This is a genomic window from Sorangium sp. So ce145 (genome assembly GCF_051525985.1).
Lineage (GTDB): Bacteria > Myxococcota_A > Polyangia > Polyangiales > Polyangiaceae > Sorangium > Sorangium cellulosum_B.
The window spans coordinates 5,838,044-5,858,693 of sequence record NZ_CP150315.1 but is presented as its reverse complement, the minus strand read 5'-3'; the positions used below and the strand labels follow the sequence as shown (position 1 = coordinate 5,858,693).

Annotated in this window: 3 protein-coding genes (1 of these 3 only partly in view); all 3 read left to right on the top strand. The window is 72.7% G+C overall.

What is annotated here, in order from left to right:
• The first annotated feature begins 332 nt into the window (after positions 1–332).
• Positions 333–2,732, top strand: coding sequence for an ACP S-malonyltransferase (fabD, locus tag WMF34_RS21390; protein WP_437994384.1), 2,400 nt, complete (start codon positions 333–335; stop codon positions 2,730–2,732).
• A 79-nt stretch (positions 2,733–2,811) separates the two neighbouring features.
• Positions 2,812–20,325: an SDR family NAD(P)-dependent oxidoreductase gene (locus WMF34_RS21385; RefSeq protein WP_437994383.1), complete on the top strand. Its 17,514-nt coding sequence runs from the start codon at positions 2,812–2,814 to the stop codon at positions 20,323–20,325.
• On the top strand, positions 20,325–20,650 hold the beginning of the coding sequence (locus WMF34_RS21380; protein ID WP_437994382.1) for an SDR family NAD(P)-dependent oxidoreductase. Its footprint extends 24,928 nt past the window's final position; the window shows 326 of its 25,254 coding nt (coding positions 1–326); it begins with the start codon at positions 20,325–20,327; the stop codon falls past the right edge of the window. Before WMF34_RS21385 ends, WMF34_RS21380 begins: the two co-directional genes overlap by 1 nt.

The following is a 20,650-nucleotide window of genomic DNA, read 5'->3' as shown; positions in this document are numbered from 1 at the left end:
CCTTGCATAGCAAGATTTCCGCTGTAGGCTAGGCGCCAGGTGGTTGTAAGCTGAGAAACGGCCCTGAGGGCTCGACCATGACGTGCAGCGTCTGTGGGCAGCGCGTGTCTGCTCCGACGCTCGCTTGATGGTTTGTCTGCAGACCAAAGAGTAGACATTGCTGTGGCCCATGGCGCTGTCCAGCGTCAATGGTGCCGCGCGCCCGGTCGCGCCCGGTTGCGCCCGCGAGGTGCCGCCGGAGACTATGCGGTGGTGCGCCACGAGGCCTGATCTCGTTGGTGCGAGGCGCCAGTCATGATGCATCCAGTGCTTTGCACAACTGTGAGGCGGTGATGGCGGTATTCGTTTTTCCCGGACAGGGAGCGCAACGCAAGGGAATGGGAGCGGATCTCTTCGATCGGTTCCGCCGCGTCATCGGCGCCGCCGACGAGATCCTGGGCTACTCGATCAAGGAGCTGTGCCTCGAAAACCCCGATCAGCGGCTGAATCAGACGCAGTACACACAGCCCGCGTTGTTCACGATCAACGCCCTCTCGTACTACCAGCGGCTCGAGGACCAGGGGGTGCGGCCAGCGTACCTGGCGGGCCATAGCCTGGGAGAGTACAGCGCCCTGCTCGCCGCGGGCGCGTTCGACTTCGAGACCGGCCTCCTCCTCGTCAAGAAGAGGGGAGAGCTGATGAGCAAGGCCGACAAGGGCGGCATGGCCGCGGTGTTCGGCCTGCGCGAGGACGACATCCTCGAAGCGCTGCAGAGGCACGGGCTCCGCCGGCTCCACATCGCGAACCACAACACCCCCTCGCAGATCGTCATCTCCGGCGCGGCAGAGGAGATCCAGCGGGCCAAGCCCGTGTTCGACGGCATTGCGGGGGCGCGGTATGTGACGCTCAACGTGAGCGGCGCGTTCCACTCCCCGCTGATGGCGGAGGCGAGGGAAGAGTTCGCCGCCTACATCGCGCGCTTTGATCTGCGGAACCCGGGCATCCCGGTCGTCTCGAACGTCACCGCGCGCCCCTACGTCGACGGGCGAGCGTCCCAGCTCCTCACCGAGCAGATCACGAGCTCTGTTCAGTGGACCGACAGCATCAGGTACCTCATGGGGCTCGGCGAGACCGACTTCAAGGAGATCGGGCCCGGTAACGTCCTGACGAAGCTCGTCCAGCAGATCAAGCAGGAGGCCACGCCGCTCTCGGCACCGCGGCCCGCAGGGGCGGGGCCGGAGGCCGAGCGCCCATCGCCGGTGGCCGAGCGCCCGTCGCCGGCGGCCGAGCGCCCGTCGCCGGCGGCCGAGCGCCCGTCGCACGCGGCGCCGCGCGCGATCGCGCCGGCGGCGGACGTCGCTGAGGGCTCGGGCGTCACGGCCGGGTCCCTGGGCGCGGCGTCGTTCCGATCGGATTACCGCCTCCGCTATGCCTGCATCGCGGGCTCCATGCGCGACGGCATCTCCTCGAAGGAGCTCTGCGTCCGCATGGGCAAGGCCGGCTTCATGGGCTTCCTCGGCACCGCCGGGATGACGCTGCCCGCGATCGAGAGCGCCGTCTCCTTTATCGAGCGTGAGCTCGGCGCAGGGGCGAGCTACGGCGTGGACCTCCCGTCGAACCCCGCCCTCCCCGAGGTCGAGGAGGAGATGGTCGACCTGTACCTCCGACTCGGCATCAGGAACGTGGAGGCGTCGGGGTACATCCAGCTCACGCCGGCGCTGGTGCGCTTCCGGCTCAAGGGGCTCGAGTGCGGCGCGAACGGCGCGATCCTCCGCAAGAACCGCGTCCTCGCGAAGGTGTCGCGCCCCGAGATCGCCCAGGCGTTCTGCAGCCCGGCCCCCGCGCGCATCGTGGAGAGGTTGCTCGCCGCCGGCAAGATCAGCGCCGCTCAGGCCGAGATGGCCAGGCGCTTGCCGATGGCGGACGACCTGACCGTGACCGCGGACTGCGCCGGGAGCTCGGACCACGGCGCCGCCGCCGTCCTGCTCCCCACGATGATCCGGCTGCGGGACGAGGCCGTGAAGCAGCATGGCTATGCGCAGACGATCCGGATCGGCGCCGCCGGGGGGATCGGCACGCCCGAGGCCGCGCTCGCGGCGTTCGTGCTCGGCGCCGATTACATCGTCACGGGCTCGATCAATCAATGCACGGTGGAGGCCGGCACGAGCGATGCCGTCAAGGACATGCTCCAGGGCGTCCACGTCCAGGATACGGATTACGCGCCGGCCAGCGACATGTTCGAGCTCGGCGCGAAGGTCCAGGTCCTCAAGAAGGGCGTGTTCTTCGCGGCGAGGGCGAACAAGCTGTACGAGCTCTATCGCCACCACGGCGCGCTCGAAGAGATCGACGAGAAGACGAGCACCCACGTCCAGCAGAAGTACTTCAAGCGCTCCTTCCAGCAGGTATGGGAAGAGACGAGGGCGCTCCTGCGGGAGAAGAGCCCGAGAGAGATCGAGCGGGCCGAGCGCGACCCCAAGCACAGGATGGCCCTCGTCTTCAAATGGTACCTCGACCACGCCTTCAAGCTCGCGCTGCGCGGCGACGAGGGCAACAAGGTCGACTTCCAGGTCTATTGCAGCCCGGCGCTGGGCGCGTTCAACCAGTGGGTCACAGGGACGGAGCTCGAGAGTTGGCGGAACCGGCACGCCGACGTCATCGCCCTCCGGCTGATGGAATCCACGGCCGCGCTGCTCGCTCACGTGGCCCAGCGCTATGCGCCCGCGCACCCGTACGCAGCCATGAACGCTGCGTGAGCGGGGCCATTGCCAGGGATGCTAGCGGCGCCGCGGGCGCGGTGGCGCGCGCCCGGGCGCCGACGCGGGAAAGGTCGTGATGGACGGCGGATCCTTTGATCGTGAAAGTGACAGAGAAGATCGCTCCAGTGACAAGAAAGCAGCGCTCGTCGGCGCGCTCCGCCGAGCTGCCGCCGAGCTGCTCGGGCGGGCGAAAGAGGATATCGACCCCGGCGTGCCGTTTCGCACCCTGGGGCTCGACTCGGTCGGCGCTATCGCGCTCCTGAGACGGCTGTCCGCCGAGATCGATCGCGCTCTGCCGCTCACGCTGCTGTGGTCGTATCCCACGCTCGAGAGCCTGGCCACGCACCTGGCCCGAGGGCCGGCGAAGGAGCGCGCCGCGGCCGAGGGGACGCCAGAGCGGCAGGACGAGCCCATTGCCATCATCGGCATGAGCTGCCGTTTCCCCGGCGCGGACGATATCGACGCCTTCTGGAGCGCGCTCTGCCGCGGCGAGAGCGCGATCCGGAGCGTGCCTCCCGACCGCTGGGAGACCGCGCCGGGAGGCGGCGAGGAGGGCGCCGCCCCTGACCGGACGAGCGCCTCGCGGTGGGGCGGGTTCCTGGATCGGGTGGACGGCTTCGATCCCCTGTTCTTCGGGATTTCTCCGCGAGAGGCGGCGGACATGGACCCGCAGCAGCGCCTCACCCTGGAGCTGTGCTGGGAGGCCATCGAGGACGCGGGGGTCGTCCCGGCGACACTCAAGGAGAGCCGCACAGGGGTCTATTTCGGGGTCCTGTTCGGCGATTACGCCGCGCTCCAGAGCCGGCGCGGGATCGAGGCCGTGACGGCCTACTCGAGCACAGGGACCTCCCACTGCATCGTGGCGAACCGCGTCTCGTACTTCCTCGAGCTGAACGGCCCGAGCATGACCGTGGAGACGGCGTGCTCGTCGAGCCTGGTGGCCGCACACCTGGCGTGCCAGGCCATCCGCGCCGGGGAGTGCGATCTCGCCCTGATCGGCGGCGTGAATCTGATGCTGGCGCCCGACGCCGCGATCGGCATGCACAAGCTCGGCGTCATGTCGCCCACCGGCCGGTGCTGGACCTTCGACGCGAGGGCGGACGGGTACGTGCGGGGCGAGGGCGGGGGCGTCCTCCTGCTCAAGCCGCTGTCGCGGGCGCAGCGCGACGGGGATCGGATCTACGGCGTCATCCGGGGCAGCGCGGTGAACAACGACGGTCCGAGCAACGGGCTCACGGCGCCGAACCCGCGCGCGCAGGAGGCGGTCCTGCGCGAGGCCTGCGCGCGGGCGGGCGTGGCGCCGCGCTCGGTCCAGTACGTGGAGGCCCACGGGACCGGGACCGAGCTGGGCGATCCCGTGGAGGCGGCGGCGCTGGGCGCCGTCTACGGCGCCGGGCGCCCGGCGGAGGACGGCCTCCGGATCGGCTCCGTGAAGACGAACATCGGCCACCTGGAAGCGGCGGCCGGGGTGGCCGGGCTCATCAAGACCGTGCTGTGCCTCCACCACCGCACGCTCGTGCCGAGCTGCAACTACGAGACGCCGAACCCGCACATCGACTTCGGCGCGCTCCGCCTGGGCGTGGTGACCGGGCTCGCGCCGTGGCCGGAGAGCGGGGAGGGACCGCCGCGCGCCGGCGTCAGCTCCTTCGGCTACGGCGGCACCAACGCGCACATGGTCCTGGAAGGCCTGCCTGAGCGGCCAACCCACCTGCTGCCCCTCGCCGCGGCGAGGCCCGACGAGCTGGCCGAGGAGGCCCGGGCGTGGCTGCGCGTGCTCGACGGCGGCGCGCGCGATGTCCCCCTCGGCGAGCTCTGCGGGGCCGCGGCCTCGCGCGTGCGGGCCGCCCCGTGCCGGCTCGTGGCCGAAGGCGCCTCGCGCGACGCGCTGCGCGCCGACCTGAGCGCCCGCCTCGCGTCCGTCGCGTCCCTGAAGGCACCGCCGGGGGCCGCGCCGGAGGGCGCTGCCCGGCCGGTCTTCGTCTTTCCCGGGATCGGGCCGCAGTGGGCGGGCATGGCGCAGCGGCTGTGGATGGCAGAACCCGTGTTCCAGCAGGCGCTGGCGCGCTGCGACGCCGCGCTGCGCGAGGCCGCGGGCTGGTCGCTGACCGAGGTCCTCTGGGCGGACGCCGCCCGGTCCCCGCTGGCCGACCCGGACGCGCTCGAGGCCGCCTTTCCCGCGCTGACCGCGGTGCAGATCGCGCTCGTCGACCTGTGGCGCTCCTTCGGCGTCGAGCCCGCGGCGGTGGTGGGGCACAGCTCGGGTGAGGTGGCGGCGGCCTACGCCGCGGGGATCCTGAGCCTGGACGACGCGATGCGGGTCGCCCGTGAGCTCGGCGCGATCTACCAGCGCACCGTCGCCTCGGGGGACGGCGCGCTCGCGGTGGTGGGGGCGAACTTCGAGGAGGTCGAGCGCATCGCCGCGGAGCAGGGGATCGGCGGCGCCCTCCACCTGGCGGCGCGCAACGCGCCGGGCTCCTGCCTGATCTGCGGGGGGCGCGCGGCGCTGCAGCAGCTCCTCGGCACGCTGGAGAGCCGGGGCGTCTACTGCCACGGGCTCAACGCGATGAGCTCCCACTGCCCGCTGGTGGAGCCGTTCGCCGAGGCGGTGGACAGGCTGTCGGCGCGGCTGTCGCCGGGGCGGGCCGTGGTGCCGATGATCTCCACGGTGCGCGCCGGTCCGGTCGAGGGGGGCGAGCTCGGCTGGCACTACTGGCGCGACAACATCTGCTCGCCGGTGCGCTTCGACGAGGCGATGCGCGCGCTCGCGCTCCATCACCGGATCTACCTGGAGCTGAGCCCCCATCCGGCGCTGCTCCGGTACATCCCGCCTCATTTCGACGGCGCAGGGGAACCCCCGCTGGTCCTCGAATCGATGCGCCGCGACGAGGACGAGCACCGGACGATCCGGAGCGCGGCCGCCCGGCTCTTCGAGCAGGGTGCGGCGCTGCGCTGGGAGGGGCTCGAGTCCGCGGGCGATCGTCGCGTCCTGGAGCGAGAGCTCCTGGATGATGGGGGCGAGCGTCGGCAGGAGCCGCAGCCGCAGGAGCCGCGGCTGCTGCCGATCTCGGCGCACACCGAGGAGGCGCTTGCGGACCTGGTCGGGCGCTACCGGGATCACCTCGCGAGGGCCGCGTGGCCCGCGCTGTGCGCCTCGGCGGCGCGGCGGCGCGCCCATCACCGCCGCCGCCTGGCCGTGGTGGCCGCGAGCGGGGCGGAGGCGGACCGCAAGCTCGGTGAGGTCCTGCGCGACGGCAGCCGCGCGATCGAGGGGGTCGCGCGGGGTCGGAGCTCAGCGGAAGGGCCGCCGCGCGTGGTCTTCGTGCTCCCGTCGTACGAGGCCGCGGGGGCCGGCGCGTCCAGCGCGGCGCGTGTCCTCTCCAGGTGGAGCCCGGTGTTCCGCGAGGCGCTCCTGGCCTGCGACCGGGCGCTCGCCGCCCATGGCTGCGGCGTGGTGGCGGAGCTCCTCGCCGAGGGGGGCGCGTCGCGGCTCGCTCGCCCCGAGGTCGCGCACCCCGCCGTCTTCGCCGTGCAGATCGCCCTCGTCGCGCTGCTGCGCTCCTGGGGCGTCGTGCCCGAGGCGGTCGTGGGCGAGGGGCTCGGGGAGATCGCCGCCGCGCATCTTTCGGGTGCCCTGAGCCTCGACGAGGCCGCTCGCGTCGTGGGAGGCGCGGCGCTCGACGCCTCGCACTCGTCGACGCGCAACCTCCGCGAGCCGAGCCGCCTCGACGAGGCGATCCAGGGCATCGCCCTCGGCCGGGACGCGCTGTTCCTCGAGATCGGCCCGGAACCGGCGCTAGCGGAGGTGATCCAGCGGAGCCTCCAGCGCGTCGAGGCGCAGGGCGTCGCGCTGCCGCTCCTGCAGGCGGGGAGAGACGAACGGGAGATGATGCTGCGCGCTGCGGGCGAGCTCTACTGCCGCGGGCTCGATCTGGACTGGTCGGGCCTTTCCCCAGGGGGTGACCATCGCGTCCCGCTGCCGCGTTATGCGTGGCAGCGGCAGCGCTACTGGCTGCCCGACGCGCCCGCGCCTCGGAGCGCGCCCGGAGCGAGCACCGCGACCGCGTCCGGAGCGAGCGCCACGACCACAGCGCCGCCGGCCGCAGCCGCGCCGCCGGCCGCAGCGCCGCCGGCCGCAGCCGCGCCGCCGGCCGCCGAAGCGAGCCACGCCGTCCGCTTCTATCACGCGGCATGGCGGGAGGCCGGCAGCGCGGCAGGGGCGCCGCCCGAAGGGCCTGTGCTCGTTCTGGCCCGCGATCCGAGCGCGGGACGCGCGCTCGCCCGGCACCTGCGGGGACAACCCGTCGTGGTGGTGAAGCCGGGGGAAGCGTTCCTCCAGGAGGATGACACCACCTTCGCGATCGAGCCCCGGCGCGCAGACCATTACCGTCTCCTCGCGGAGAAGCTCCGGGAGCGAGGGGCAGCGCCGCGCCACGTGCTCCACCTTTGGTCCCTGGGCGCGGAGGCCGCCCGGGAGAGCCTGGCCGACAAGCTCGACCGCGGCATCCACTCGCTCTTGCCCCTCCTCCAGGAGATGCGCCCGCGCGAGGGCGGAGCGCCCCTGAGCGTCCGCTATGTCTACCCCTCGAGCGATCGCGATCCCGGCCACGTGCACGCTGCCGTCGCCGGCTTCGCGCGGTCCGTTCGCCAGGAGAGCGACAGGCTCCGCCTCGAGGTCGTCGGCCTGTCGGTCGCGGCGCATGAGGCCTTCCACCTGGACGCCTGGCTCGGGCGGATCGTCGGCGCGTGGGATGGAGGAGACGAGGTCGAGGTGCGCTTCGAGGGCAGCAGGCGCCTCGTCCGGAGGTTCGCCGCGCTCGATCCCGCCCTGAGCTCTGAAGGATCCGGCGCCCTGCGTGCATTCAAGGACGAGGGAGTCCACGTGATCACGGGCGGAGCAGGTGGGCTGGGCGCGCTGTTTGCTCGGCACCTCGCGCGCACCTCGCGCGCGCGCATCGCGCTCTGCGGGCGCTCGGCGCCGGACCCGCGCACGCAGGCCGTGCTGCAGGAGATCGATGCCCTCGGCGGACAGGCCGCGTACTTCCAGGCGGACATCGGCGACAGCGGGCAGGCTGCGGCTCTGATCCAGGCGGTCAAGCGCCGGTTCTCTCGCATCGACGGCGTGATCCACGCCGCCGGCGTCCTCCGCGACGGCCTCTGCCTCTCCAAGACCCGCAAGGACATGGCCGAGGTGCTGGCGCCGAAGGTCCTCGGGACGCTGGCGCTCGACGAGGCGACCCGGGACGAGCCGCTCGATTTCTTCGTGATGTTCTCGTCGTTCGTGGGGGCGCTCGGGAACGTGGGGCAGAGCGATTACGCGTACGCCAATCGCTTCATGGATGAGTTCGCCGTGTGGCGGGAGGCGCAGCGGGCGCGGGGAGCGCGCACCGGAAAGACGCTCTCCATCGGTTGGCCCCTCTGGCGGGAGGGCGGCATGCAGATGGACCGGTCGACCGCACAGCGGCTCGAGCTTACGCTGGGGATGAGCCCGCTGACGACGGCGACGGGCCTCGACGCGTTCGACCGCGGCCTGCGCCTGCCCCACGAGACCTTCCTGGTCCTGGAGGGCGTGCCCGAGCGGCTCGACAGGGCGCTCGGCGTCGGCACCACCGTCCCGGCCGCGAGGCCGCGATCGGCGCCGCGGCGGAGCGCGACCGCGGCGGAGGACGCCGCGCTGAACGCGCGGTTCCAGGCGGAGCTGCTGGAGATCATCGGCGCGATCCTGAGCATCGCGCCGAGAGACATCGATCCGCAGGAGGAGATGAGCGCTTATGGATTCGACTCGACGACGTTCGTGGAGCTGACGAATCAGCTCAACACGTCGTACGGGGTGGACCTCACTCCGTCTGTCTTCTTCGAGCACCGGACCATCGGCTCCGTCGTCCGCACGTTGTGCGGAAGCCACGGTGACGCGATCCGGGCCCGCTGGTCGGGTCCGGCAGCGCGCGCCGGAGACGGCGCCAGCGGCGAGCCGCGCAACGAAGGGACGGCCCAGGGGGGCCCCCGGGTCGCCGGCGGCGCACCGCCGGCCAAGGCCGCGCCACGGCGTTTCCAGCCGGCTATGGCCGCCGGCCCCCTGGAGCGTGAGCCCATCGCCGTCATCGGGATGAGCGGGGTGTTCCCTGCCTCCGACAGCGTGGACGAGCTCTGGTCGCACCTCGAAGCGGGGCGCGATGTCATCGAGGTCATCCCCAGGGACCGCTGGAACTGGGAGGAGCACTGGGCCTCTTCCGAGGAGCTCGACAAGACCGCTGTCCGCTGGGGCGGCTTTATGAAGCACGTGGATCGGTTCGATGCCGCGTTCTTCGGGATCTCCCCGCGGGAGGCCGCCCTCATGGATCCACAGCAGCGCATCCTGCTGGAGATCACCTGGAAGGCCATCGAGCACGCCGGGTACCGGCCGTCGTCGCTGTCCGGCAGCCGGACGGGCGTTTACGTGGGGATCGGGAACGCCGATTACCGCGAGGTGATGGCGAGACGCCTCGTGCCGGCCGAGGCGCACCTCGCTACCGGGGCGCTCAGCCACGCGATCGCGCCGAACCGCATCTCGTACCTGCTGAACCTCCACGGGCCCAGCGAGGTCGTGGACAGCGCGTGCTCCAGCTCCCTCGTGGCGGTCTGCCGCGCCGTCGATGCGCTCCTGGCCGGCGAGTGCGACACCGCCCTGGCCGGCGGGGTGAACGTCATCGTCAGCCCCACGCTCTACATCTCGCTGAGCAAGGCCGGCATGCTCTCCCCGGACGGGCGCTGCAAGACCTTCGACAAGGACGCAGACGGCTACGTCCGCAGCGAGGGCGCCGGGATGCTCCTGCTCAAGCGCCTGTCCAGGGCCCTCGAGGACGGCGATCCCATCCACGGCATCCTCCGGGGGCATGCGGTCAACCACGGGGGCAGGGTCAACACCCTGACGACTCCGAACCCGAGCGCGCAGGCGGCGCTTGTGGCCGAGGCCTGGCGGCGAGCGGGCGTGGACCCCGCCACCGTGAGCTACATCGAGACACACGGCACCGGGACCAAGCTGGGCGATCCCATCGAGATCGAAGCGCTCAAGAAGGCGTTCGAGGCGCTGTTCGCCCAGCAGGGCGCCGCCGCGCCCGACGCGCCGTTCTGCGCGCTCGGCTCGATCAAGACGAACATCGGCCACCTGGAGACCGCGGCGGGCATCGCCGGGCTCATCAAGATCCTGCTGGCGATGAAGCACAAAAAGCTCCCGGGAAACCTGCATTTCCGGGAGCTGAACCCCTACATCCGCCTGGAAGGATCGCCCTTCTTCGTCCTGGATCGGACCGTGCCGTGGGACCCGATCGAGGGCGCGCCGCGACGCGCGGGCATCAGCTCCTTCGGCTTCGGCGGCGTCAACGCCCACGTCGTGGTCGAGGACTTCGAGGCCAGCGAGGCGCGGCCCGGCGCCGCGGCGGTGGACGCGCGCGCTCCTCGCGTCGTGGTGCTCTCCGCCAGATCCGAGGAGAGGCTCAGGGCGCAAGCCGCCCAGCTCTGCGAGCACCTGCGCCGGGTCCCCTTCGGCGCGGAGCCCGAGGTGTCCCGCGATCTCGCCGATCTGGCCGATCTGGCCGATCTCGTGGGCCGGGATCTCCTGCTGATGGCCGCCGGGGTCCTGCGCCACGAGCCGGACGACATCGAGCCCGAGGGCGACCTGCTGGAAATCGGCTTCGATCAGGTGGGCCTCTCGGTCTTCACCTCCCGCATCAACGAGCGATACCACCTGCACCTCACCCCCCACGGGCTCGGCGCGCACCACTCGCTCCGCACCCTGGCGCAGCACCTCTGCCACAGCTTCGAGGCGCCGCTGCGCGACTGCTATCAGGCCGCGCGCGCGCCCTCGCAGCCTTCGCCCGCCGCGGGCCCGATCGCGCTCGCCGATCTGGCCTACACGCTCCAGGTGGGCCGCGAGCCCATGAACGCGCGCCTCGCGGTGGTCGCCTCGGACATTGCGGAGCTCTCGGACAAGCTGGGCCTGTTCGTCTCAGGCCGCGATCGCATCGAGGGGCTCTTCCACGGGAGCGTCCGGGGGAGAGACGACGACCTGATGCACCTCGTCTCCGGCACGGAGGGCCGCGCTTTCCTCGACGCGATCCTCGCGAGCCAGAACCTGGCCAAGCTCGCCCGGCTCTGGGTCCTCGGCGCCGAGGTGGACTGGGAGATGCTGTATTCGCCAGGCGAGGCGCCGCGGCGCATCTCCCTGCCTGGCTACGCGTTCGCGCGGGACCGACACTGGTTCTCGCCGCCCGAGGCGCCCGCCGCGCGGGCGCGCGACGACCGGGCCACGATCCTCGACGACAGCAGCCGGGGGGACGCCCGGCTCGACGGCATCTCCGTCACGGAGAGCGAGCGCGCCGCGGGCACGGCGCGGGGCGATAGCATGCTCTTCGTCCCCCGCTGGGTCCCCCGCGCCCTTCCGGCGCCGGCGGCCGGCTCACCCGCGCCGTGGGCAGAGCGGACCCTGGTGCTCTATACGCAGGACGGCGCGCCTCTGAAGGAGGCGCTCGTCGAGCTGCTCGGGCGCGATCGGGTGGTGGCGCGGAGGATCGAGGGCGGCCGCGGCCGGACGGGCGAGGGGCCTCTCGAGCTCGCGATGCCCGGCGAGGCGTTCGGCGCGGTGATCTTCCTGGGCGGCGTTCGCGCTCGGCCGTGGGATGTCGAGGACGCCCAGGCGCTCGAGGAGGGCCTCGAGCACGGCGCCTTCGCCCTGCTGCACCTGGTCCGCGAGCTCGCGGCCCGGCGCGCAGTCGACCGGCCGCGCCGGTTGTGCGTCGTGGCCAGCGACGTTTACCCGGTGCTGCCCGGGGCTCACACCAACCCGGCCGGGGCGACGCTCTACGGGCTCTGCCGGGTGCTCGCGCACGAGCTTCCGGAGCTCATGGTGAGCTGCCTCGATCTCGGTCTCGACGAGCAGGGCGGCGCGGCGGAGAGCAGCGCGCTCCTCGGCCTCGCGCGCGCCGTGCTCGACGAGCCGCCGCACCCGGACGGGGCGGTCACGGCGATCCGCCGCGGGCAGCGTACCTGCCGCGTCATCGCGCCGGCGCTGCTGTCGGAGCCGGCCGCGGACGCGCCGACGCTGAGGCCCCGGGGGACGTACCTGATCCTGGGCGGCGCAGGGCGCCTCGGGGTCGATGTCAGCCGCTTCCTGGCCAGGAAGCTCCAGGCCCGCCTTGTGTGGGTGGGCCGCTCGCCGCTCGACGCGGGCATCCAGGCGAAGATCGCCGCGGTGGAAGCCGAGGGCGGCGAGGTGCTGTACGCCCAGGCCGACGCCGCCGATCCGGCCGCGCTGCGCGCCGCCGTCGCCCACGCCAGGGCCCGCTTCGGCGCCGTGAACGGGGCCTTCCATTCGGCCCTTTCGTACCAGGGCGCGCCGCTCGCCTCGATGGATACGGACACCTTCGCCCGCGTCCTCTCTCCCAAGGTGCAGGGCAGCGTCGCGCTCTACCGGGCCCTCGCGGACGAGCCGCTGGACTTCCTTGTCTTCTTCTCGTCGATCCAGTCGTTCACCGGCGACAAATCGCAGAGCAACTACGCGGCCGGGTGCGCCTTCAAGGACGCCTTCGCCGATCACCTCCGCGCGCGCGCGCCCTTCCCCGTGAAGACAATCAACTGGGGATACTGGCAGTCCGGCGACGAGGAGTACGACAGGCGGCTCGTGACCCTGGGATACCAGGCCATGCCGCCCGAGGCGGGGATGGAGGCCCTCCTGCGGGTCCTCTCCAGCCCGGTCCATCAGGCGCTCGCCGTGAAGGCCGACGACGACGTGCTCGCCGCCATGGGCGTCGATCTGGGGCACGAGGTGATCCTCCTGCCTCGCCGCTACCCGGCGCTCCTCTCGACCACGCCCGCGATGGGCGCGGCGCCCGCGGCGGAGGAGGTAGGCCGCGCCCTGAACGCGCTCGACGAGCTCGATCGCTGGGGGCGCCGCGCGCTGGCGCGGCAGCTCGGCGCCATGGGGCTCTTCCGCGCCAAGGGACGCTCCATCGACCGCGAGGCGCTGCGGGAGCACCTCGGCATCCTGCCCAGGCACGGCCGCTTCTTCGATGCCGCGCTCGGCCTGCTCGCGTGCGAAGGTGTGGTCCGGGTCGAGGGCGATCGCGTGACGGTCGGCGCCGCGCCTGCCTTCGCCGTGGAGGCCCCGGGCGCGCCGAGCGGACCGGCCTTCTCCGGGATCGGCGCGCACGTCGCGCTGCTCTCGACCTGCCTCCAGCATCTGCCCGCGATCCTCGCCGGCGAGGCGCTCGCCACCGAGCTCCTGTTCTCCGGCGGCTCGATGGCGCGCGTCGAGGGGATCTACCGGAACAACCCGGTCGCCGATCACTTCAACCGCCTCGTCGCCCGCCGGGTGGTCGAGATCGTCCGGGCTCGGCTCGCGCACCTCGGCGAGGGCGAGACCCTCGATCTGCTCGAGATCGGCGCGGGCACCGGCGGCACGAGCGCGGTCGTGCTGGAGGCGCTGGCGCCGTTCGCGAGCAGGATCCGCTACGTGTACACCGACGTCTCGCGCGCTTTCCTCCGCCATGGAGAGCAGACCTTCGGGCAGGCGCACCCCTTCGTGGCGTTCGAGCGCCTCGACATCGAGCGAGACCCCGGGGAGCAGGGGTTCTCGCCCGGCTCCTTCGACGTGATCCTCGCGACCAACGTGCTCCACGCGACGCGGAGCATGCGGGCGACGATCACCCGCGTGAAGCGGCTCCTGCGCGCGCACGGCTGGCTGATCGTCAACGAGCAGACCGCAGTCCAGGACTACAACACGCTCACCTTCGGCCTGCTGGACGGCTGGTGGCTGTCCGAGGACAGCGAGCTGCGCGTGCCCGGATCGCCGCTGCTGGACGCCGAGGGGTGGCGCGGGCTGCTCGCTGGCCTGGGCTTCGAGCGGATCGGGCTCGAGTCGACGTCGATCGAGGGGCTGCGCCCCACCCAGCACGTCATCACCGCCGAGAGCGACGGCTGGGTGCTCGGCGAGGCGCGCCGCCCGGCGAGCGGGCAGCTCGGCGCGCGCGCCGTCGTCGCGCGCGAGCGCTCGGAGCCGGCCGCCTCCGAGCGAGGCACTCGGCCCGTCGAGACCACGAGCGCCGCGCCGACGGGGCGCCCCGCGGGCGCGCGGAGCGGCGAGGCGGTCAAGGAGCGCATCGCCCATCGCGTCGCCGCCGAGGTCGCGCTCGCCCTGGGATCCACCGTCGCCGAGGTGCCCACGAGCGCTCCCTTCGTGGAGTACGGCGTGGACTCCATCATCGGCGTGGATCTCGTCAACCGCCTCAACGGGGCGTTCGGGACCGCGCTGCGGACCACGGTGCTCTACGACTACCCCGACGTGAACGCCCTGTCCGAGCTCCTGTGGCAGGAGCACGGAGAGGCGATCGCCACGCGATGGACCGAGGTCGCTCGCCTCGACGGCGAACCGCCGACGCGCCTCCCCGAGGAGCAGGCGCCACACCGCTCGGCGGACGATCTGTTCCGGCACGGGCCCTCACGGCGCGATGTGCCGGCGCCCGCGTCCGCGTCCGCAGCGCGCTCCCTCGCTGCGCCGGCCATGTTCACGCAGGCCGATGACGGCGCGGCGGTCGGCCCCGCGCCCCGGGTCGTCAGCACGGACATCGCCATCATCGGCATGTCGGGGCGGTTCCCCGGCGCGAACGGCCTGGATGCCTACTGGCAGAACCTCGCTGCCGGCGTCTGCTCCGTGACCGAGGTCCCCAGGGACCGCTGGGATCCGGCCGTCTTCTACGACCCCGATCCCCGCGACGTCGACAAGACCTACTCGAAATGGGGAGGCTTCCTCGAGGACATCGACAGCTTCGACGCCTCGTTCTTCAACATCTCCGGCAAGGAGGCCGATCTCTCCGATCCGCAGCAGCGTCTGTTCTTGCAGGAGGCGTTTCACGCCCTCGAGGACGCGGGGTATGCCGACGCCTCGGTGTCCGAGACCCGCTGCGGGGTCTTCGTGGGCGCGGACCGCGGCGAGTACCTCAGCCTGCTGCGCGACGAGGGGGCCCGGCGAGAGGGGCAGTGCGTCTGGGGCAACGACGTCTCGGTCCTGGCCTCGCGGATCTCGTACTTCCTCGATCTCAAGGGGCCAGCGCTGGCCGTGCACACCGCGTGCTCGTCCTCCCTGGTGGCCGTGCATCTGGCCTGCCGCGCCCTGATGGACGGCGACTGCGACATGGCCCTCGCCGGCGGGATCTTCGTCAACCTCACGGCCGACTGGTTCATCCTCTGGAGCAGCGGCAGCATGCTGTCGCCCGCGGGCGAGTGCCGCGCCTTCGACAACCGCGCCGACGGCTTCGTGCCCGGGGAAGGGGTCGGCGTGGTGGTCCTGAAGCCGCTCCACGCCGCGCTGCGCGACGGCGATCGCATCCTGGGGATCATCAAGGGATCGGGCGTCAACCAGGACGGCCGCACCAACGGCATCAGCGCGCCGAGCACGCTGTCCCAGACCGAGCTCGAGGTCTCTGTCTACGAGCGCTCCGGCGTGAGCCCCGCGACCGTCGGCTACGTGGAGGCCCACGGGACCGGCACGAAGCTGGGAGACCCGATCGAGGTGGAGGCGCTCACCCGGGCGTTCCGCCGGTTCACCGACGAGCGGCAGTACTGCGCGATCGGCTCGGTGAAGACCAACATCGGGCACGCGGCCACGGCCGCAGGCATGGCCGGGCTCCTCAAGATCCTGCTCGCGATGCAGCACGGGGAGATCCCCCCGTCGCTGCACTTCCGCGAGGCGAACGAGCACATCGATTTCGCGAGCAGCCCGTTCTTCGTGAGCACCGCGCGCACAGCGTGGCGGCCGATCGGCGGCGCCCCGCGCCGGGCGGCGATCAGCGCCTTCGGCATCGGCGGCACCAACGCCCACCTGGTCCTGGAAGAGCCGCCCGCGCGCGATCGAGCGCCGGTCCGGGCGGCATGGCCCTGGTACCCCGTCGTCCTGTCGGCGAGGACCGAGGACGCGTTGCATCGCAAGATCGCCGATCTCGACCGCTGGCTCGAGCAGGGCGGCGCGGACAGCGATCTGGGAGACGTCGCGTACACGCTGGCCGCGGGGAAGCCGCAGTTCAAGCACCGCGCGGCCTTCGTCGCTTCCGACGGCCGCGGCCTGCTCGAGTCCACCCGGGCCGCGCTGCGCGAGGGCGCCGCGGAAGGCTTCGTGTCCCCGCGGAGCACGGCGCAGCCCGCTGCGCCGCAGGAGAGCGGCGGCCGGCTCGTCGGCGAGCTGCGGGAGGCGCGGGCGCTGCCTCCGCAGAGCGTCCGCGAGAAGCTCCTCGCCCTCGCCGAGCTCTGGGTCGGCGGCGGCGCGGTGGACTGGAAGGCGCTCCTCGGCGAGGGGAGCTACCAGCGGCTCTCGCTGCCGACCTATCCCTTCGCCCAGGAACGCCACTGGTTCACGGCGAGAGGCGCCGGCCTGTCCCCCCGCTCCGGTCCGCTGCACCCGCTCCTCGACGCGCTCGAGCTGTCCGAGAGCCTCGGCGAGGGGCTTTCCTATGTCAAAGACATCTCGGGCGCCGCCGGCGTGGACCTTCGCCTCGCCGGCCAGACGCTCCTCTGCCCCTTCGCGCTCCTGGAGATGGCGCGGGTGGCGCTGGAGCACGCGCGCCCCGGCAGCGGCAGCGGCCTGCGCGCCGTGAGCTGGGGGGACCTGCGGCCGCTCCACGGCGGCGTGCACCGGCTCCGCGTGGCGCTGCACCGCCAGGACGGGGGCCTCGCGTTCCGCATCCAGGCGGACGGGAAGGAAGGCGACCTGCTCTCCGGCCAGGGCGCCGTGGACGCCCCCGGCGAGGGCACCGGCGGCGAGATCGCGATCGCGTCGGTCATCGCCCGCTGCCCGAGGCGCCTCGATGGAGAGGCCTTCCATGCGTCGCTCGAGCCCCGCGGGCTGCACGAGCAGGCCGAGCGGCGCGTGATCCAGGTCGTGCACGTCGGCGACGGCGAGGCGCTGGCCCGCTACGAGCTGCCTCGCTCGGCCGCCCGGGAGCCGGCCAGGATCTGGCTGCATCCGGCCCTGCTGACCGGCGCCCTTCACGTGGCCGCCTCTCTGGAAGAGGACCGGATCGAGGCGAGCGTGCCTGCGTCGCTCGCCGGTGTGGAGGTGAGCCGGGCGCCGCGGGGCAGCGGCTTCCTCTATGCGAGGAAGATCGCCGAGGGGCGCTACCACCTCGCGATCCTCGACGAGGAGGGCCAGGTCTGCGCGAAGCTGCAGGAGCTGCGCACCCGGCCCCTCCGGCGAGGCGCGCGCTGCGCGCTCTTCCTGCCGCGCTGGGTGGCTGCTCCGAGCCGCGCCGGCGAGGGCTCTCGGCCGGATGCCGGCGGCCGTGACGCGGGCAGGACCGTCGTCGTTGTCTACCCACCGGCAGAGCAGGCCCTCGCCTCGGCGCTGACCGAGGTCTACGGCGGGGAGCGCGTGCTCGCCGTGCGCCTCGGGTCACGGACACGCCGCCTCGACGCGCGGAGCTGGGAGGTCGACACGGCGGACCCCGGCGCCTGGGAGCAACCCCTGCGCGACGCCTCGCTCGTCTCCACGCTTCATTTCCTGGGCGGGATCTCCCGGGATGAGGCGAGCCTCCACGACGGCGAAGCGCTGGATCGCTGCCTGAACCAGGGGCTCTTCGCCCTGTTCCGCCTCGTCAAGGCGGTGAGCCGGGCAGGGCTCATGCTCGCTCCGCTGCGCTTCCAGGTGGTCACGAGCCGCGCCTTCCCCGTGCTCCCGGGCGAGGTCAACGCGCTCTACGGCGGGGCCTTGCTGGGATGGAGCCGGTCGCTGGCCGGAGAGTACCCGGGGGTCCGCGTCGAGTACGTCGACCTCGACCTCGGCGAGGCCGGCGAGCCGCTCACGGGCGCGGCGCGCGAGGCCGTCCTCGGCGCCCTGATGGACGGGAGCGCGGAGGTCGCCGCTTGGCGCGGTGGGCAGCGGTTCGTGCCGACCATCGAGCCGCTGAGCGTGCCCGCGAACGAGCGATCCGCCTTCAGGCCCGGCGGCGTGTACCTGATCGTGGGCGGGGCCGGCGGCATCGGCCACACCCTGGGGTTGCACCTGGCCCGGCGGTACAAGGCCAGGCTCATCCTGATCGGCCGCCGGCCGGAGGATGAGGAGATCCGCGGCAAGGTGAGGCGGATCGAGGCCCTCGGCGGCGCGGCCCTCTACCTCCGCGCCGACGTGGCCGATCCGGTCGCCCTGCGCGCTGCCGTCGACGCGGGCAAGGCCCGCTTCGGAGCCCTCCATGGCGTCGTTCACTCGGCCCTCCGGCTCGAGGACAGGACCATCGATCGCATGGACGAGGCGACCTTGCGGGCGGCCCTCGCGCCCAAGGTGCAGGGCAGCCAGGTCCTCTGCGCGGTCACGCGCGGAGAGCCGCTCGATTTCATCCTCTTCTTCTCCTCGGCCCAGTCGCAGGCGAGCCGCCCGGGCCAGAGCAACTACGCTGCGGCCAGCACGTTCCAGGATGCCTTCGCCCTGGGCCTCGCGCGCCGGCTGGACACCGCGGTCAAGGTCCTCAACTGGGGCTACTGGGGCAGCGTCGGCGTGGTCGCCGACGACCGCCACCGCGAGCGATTCGCCGCGATGGGGATCGGATCCATCGAGCCCGACGAGGGTATGGCCGCGGTCGAGCAGGCCCTGACCGCCCGGGTGGAGCGCGTCATGCCCATCAAGGCAGAGCCGCACGCGTTGGTGGAGCTCGGGTGCGATCTGGGCCGGCAGTGCCAGCACTACCCCGAGAGCGGGCTGCCCGTGCTCCAGCACGCCAGGAGCAGCATCGGAGCGCCCCCCGCTCCCGCGGGCGTGCTGCTCGCGTTCCACGACGGCTTCGGCGAGCTCGTCCGCCTCGGGCAGCGATGCTTGCTCGCAGCCTTCCAGCGGCTCGGCGTGTTCCGCGCGTCTGGCGAGCGGTACGAGCTCGCGGCGCTGAAGGCAGCGCTCCGCATCGCGCCGGCCCACGAACGGCTGTTCCCGGTCCTGCTCGCCCACCTGGCCGAGGCGGGCTGGCTTGAGCTCGACGGCGGCGGGAGCCGGATCACGGTCCGCAGCGCCCCCCGCGTCGAGCGCGCCTCGCTGGAGCACGAGAAGGAGCGCCTGCTCGCGAGACGCCCGGAGATCCGGCACCACGCCGAGCTCTTGTGGTTATGCCTGGAGCGGTATCCCGACGTGCTGACAGGGGCCGTCGCCGCGACCGACGTGATGTTCCCCGGCGCGTCGATGGAGAAGGTCGAGGGGGTCCACAAGGGAAACGTCCTGACGGACTACGTCAACCGGCGCGTCGTCGACGTGGTGCTCGCCTATGTCCGCGAGCGCTCGCCGCTGCTCGGCGGGGACGAGAGGATCCAGGTACTGGAGATCGGGGCCGGCACCGGGGGCACGAGCGAGCCTGTCCTCGAGGCGCTCGCGCCGTACGCGAGCAAGGTCCGCTACGTCTACACCGACGTCTCCCGGGCGTTCACGCGGCATGGCGCCGACGCCTACGGCCCCGCGTACCCCTTCGCGACGTTCGCGCTGCTCGACGTGGAGCGGCCCGTCGAGCAGCAGGGCTTCTCGCCGGCGAGCTTCGACCTGGTGCTGGCCAGCAACGTGCTGCACGCGACAGCAGCGCTGCGTGTCGCGCTGGCGAACGCCAAGGCGCTCCTCAAGGCCGGCGGCTGGCTGGTGCTGAACGAGGTGACCGAGAACCACCCGTTCAACATGCTCACCTTCGGCCTGCTGAAGGGCTGGTGGCTGTTCGACGACGCCACGCGGCGGCTGCCGGCGTCTCCGCTGCTGAGCGCCCCGATGTGGGAGCAGCTCCTGCGCGAGGAGGGCTTCACGACGCCCGTGAGCCTCGGGCCGCCCGGCGGCATGGTCCTCGGCTTCTCCCAGCACGTCATCGTGGCGCAGAGCGACGGCGTGGTGAGCCTGCCGCGCCAAGCAGCGGAGGGGGCGGAGGCGGAGCAGACGGCGAACGCCCGGGCCCCCGGAAGGGTCGAGCAGGCCCCCGGAGGGGCCGAGCCGGCCGCGCCGCATGGCCGCCACGCGAACGGCAACGGCAACGGCGCCGGGCCGGCCGCGCCGCCTCGCCACGCGAACGGCCACGGCGCCGAGCCGGCCGCGCCGCCTCGCCACGCGAGCGGCAACGGCGCCGCGCCGCCTCGCTGGCAGGGCCCGCCGGAGGCCGGCAAGCCCGAGGAGCGCGCCGCGCAGATCGGGCGGGACGTGGAGCGCGCCATCGTCGCTTGCCTCGGGGAGGTCCTGCAGACCGACAGGCAGCGCATCGACCGCGACGCTCCGTTCACGGAGCTCGGCGTCGACTCGCTGCTGTCCATCCGCATCGTGGACCGCATCAACAAGCAGCTCGGGATCACGCTCCGCACGACGGACGCGTACAGCTATCCGTCGGTTCGCGAGCTGGCCGGCCATGTCCTCTCGAGCTTCGCCGCCGACGTCCGCCTGCCCGGAGCCGCGAAGATCGATACGGCGGCGCTCTTCGGCGACGGCGCGGCGCCGGCGCCGGCGCCGGTCGACGAGCCGCGAGGCGGCGAGCCGGAGGGGGACGAGCCCCTGTGGCGCCTGCTCCGCGGCGTGGAGAGCGGCGCGCTCGATGTGAACGAGGCCTGCCGCCTCTTGGAGCTCCCGTGATGAAACGCGACCCCAGGGTGATCTTCGAGCAGCTGAAGAACGGGCAGATCTCGAGGGCCGAGGCGCATCGCCTGCTCAAGGCGCGCTCCGACGGCCGGGAGCAGGAGGCCACGGGCCCCGGCGCCGAGGAGGGCGCGGCCGCCGAGGCGCGCGCCCCGTCCGCGCCGCCTCCGCAGCCTGCTTCTTCCGATTCCGATGTCGGCGTCGAGGTCGCCGTGGTGGGCATGGCCGCCACGTTTGCCGGGGCGGCGGACGTGGACGCCTTCTGGCGCAACCTCGTCGAGGGGCGAAGCTCCATCCGCGAGATCCCCGAGCCGCGCCGGAG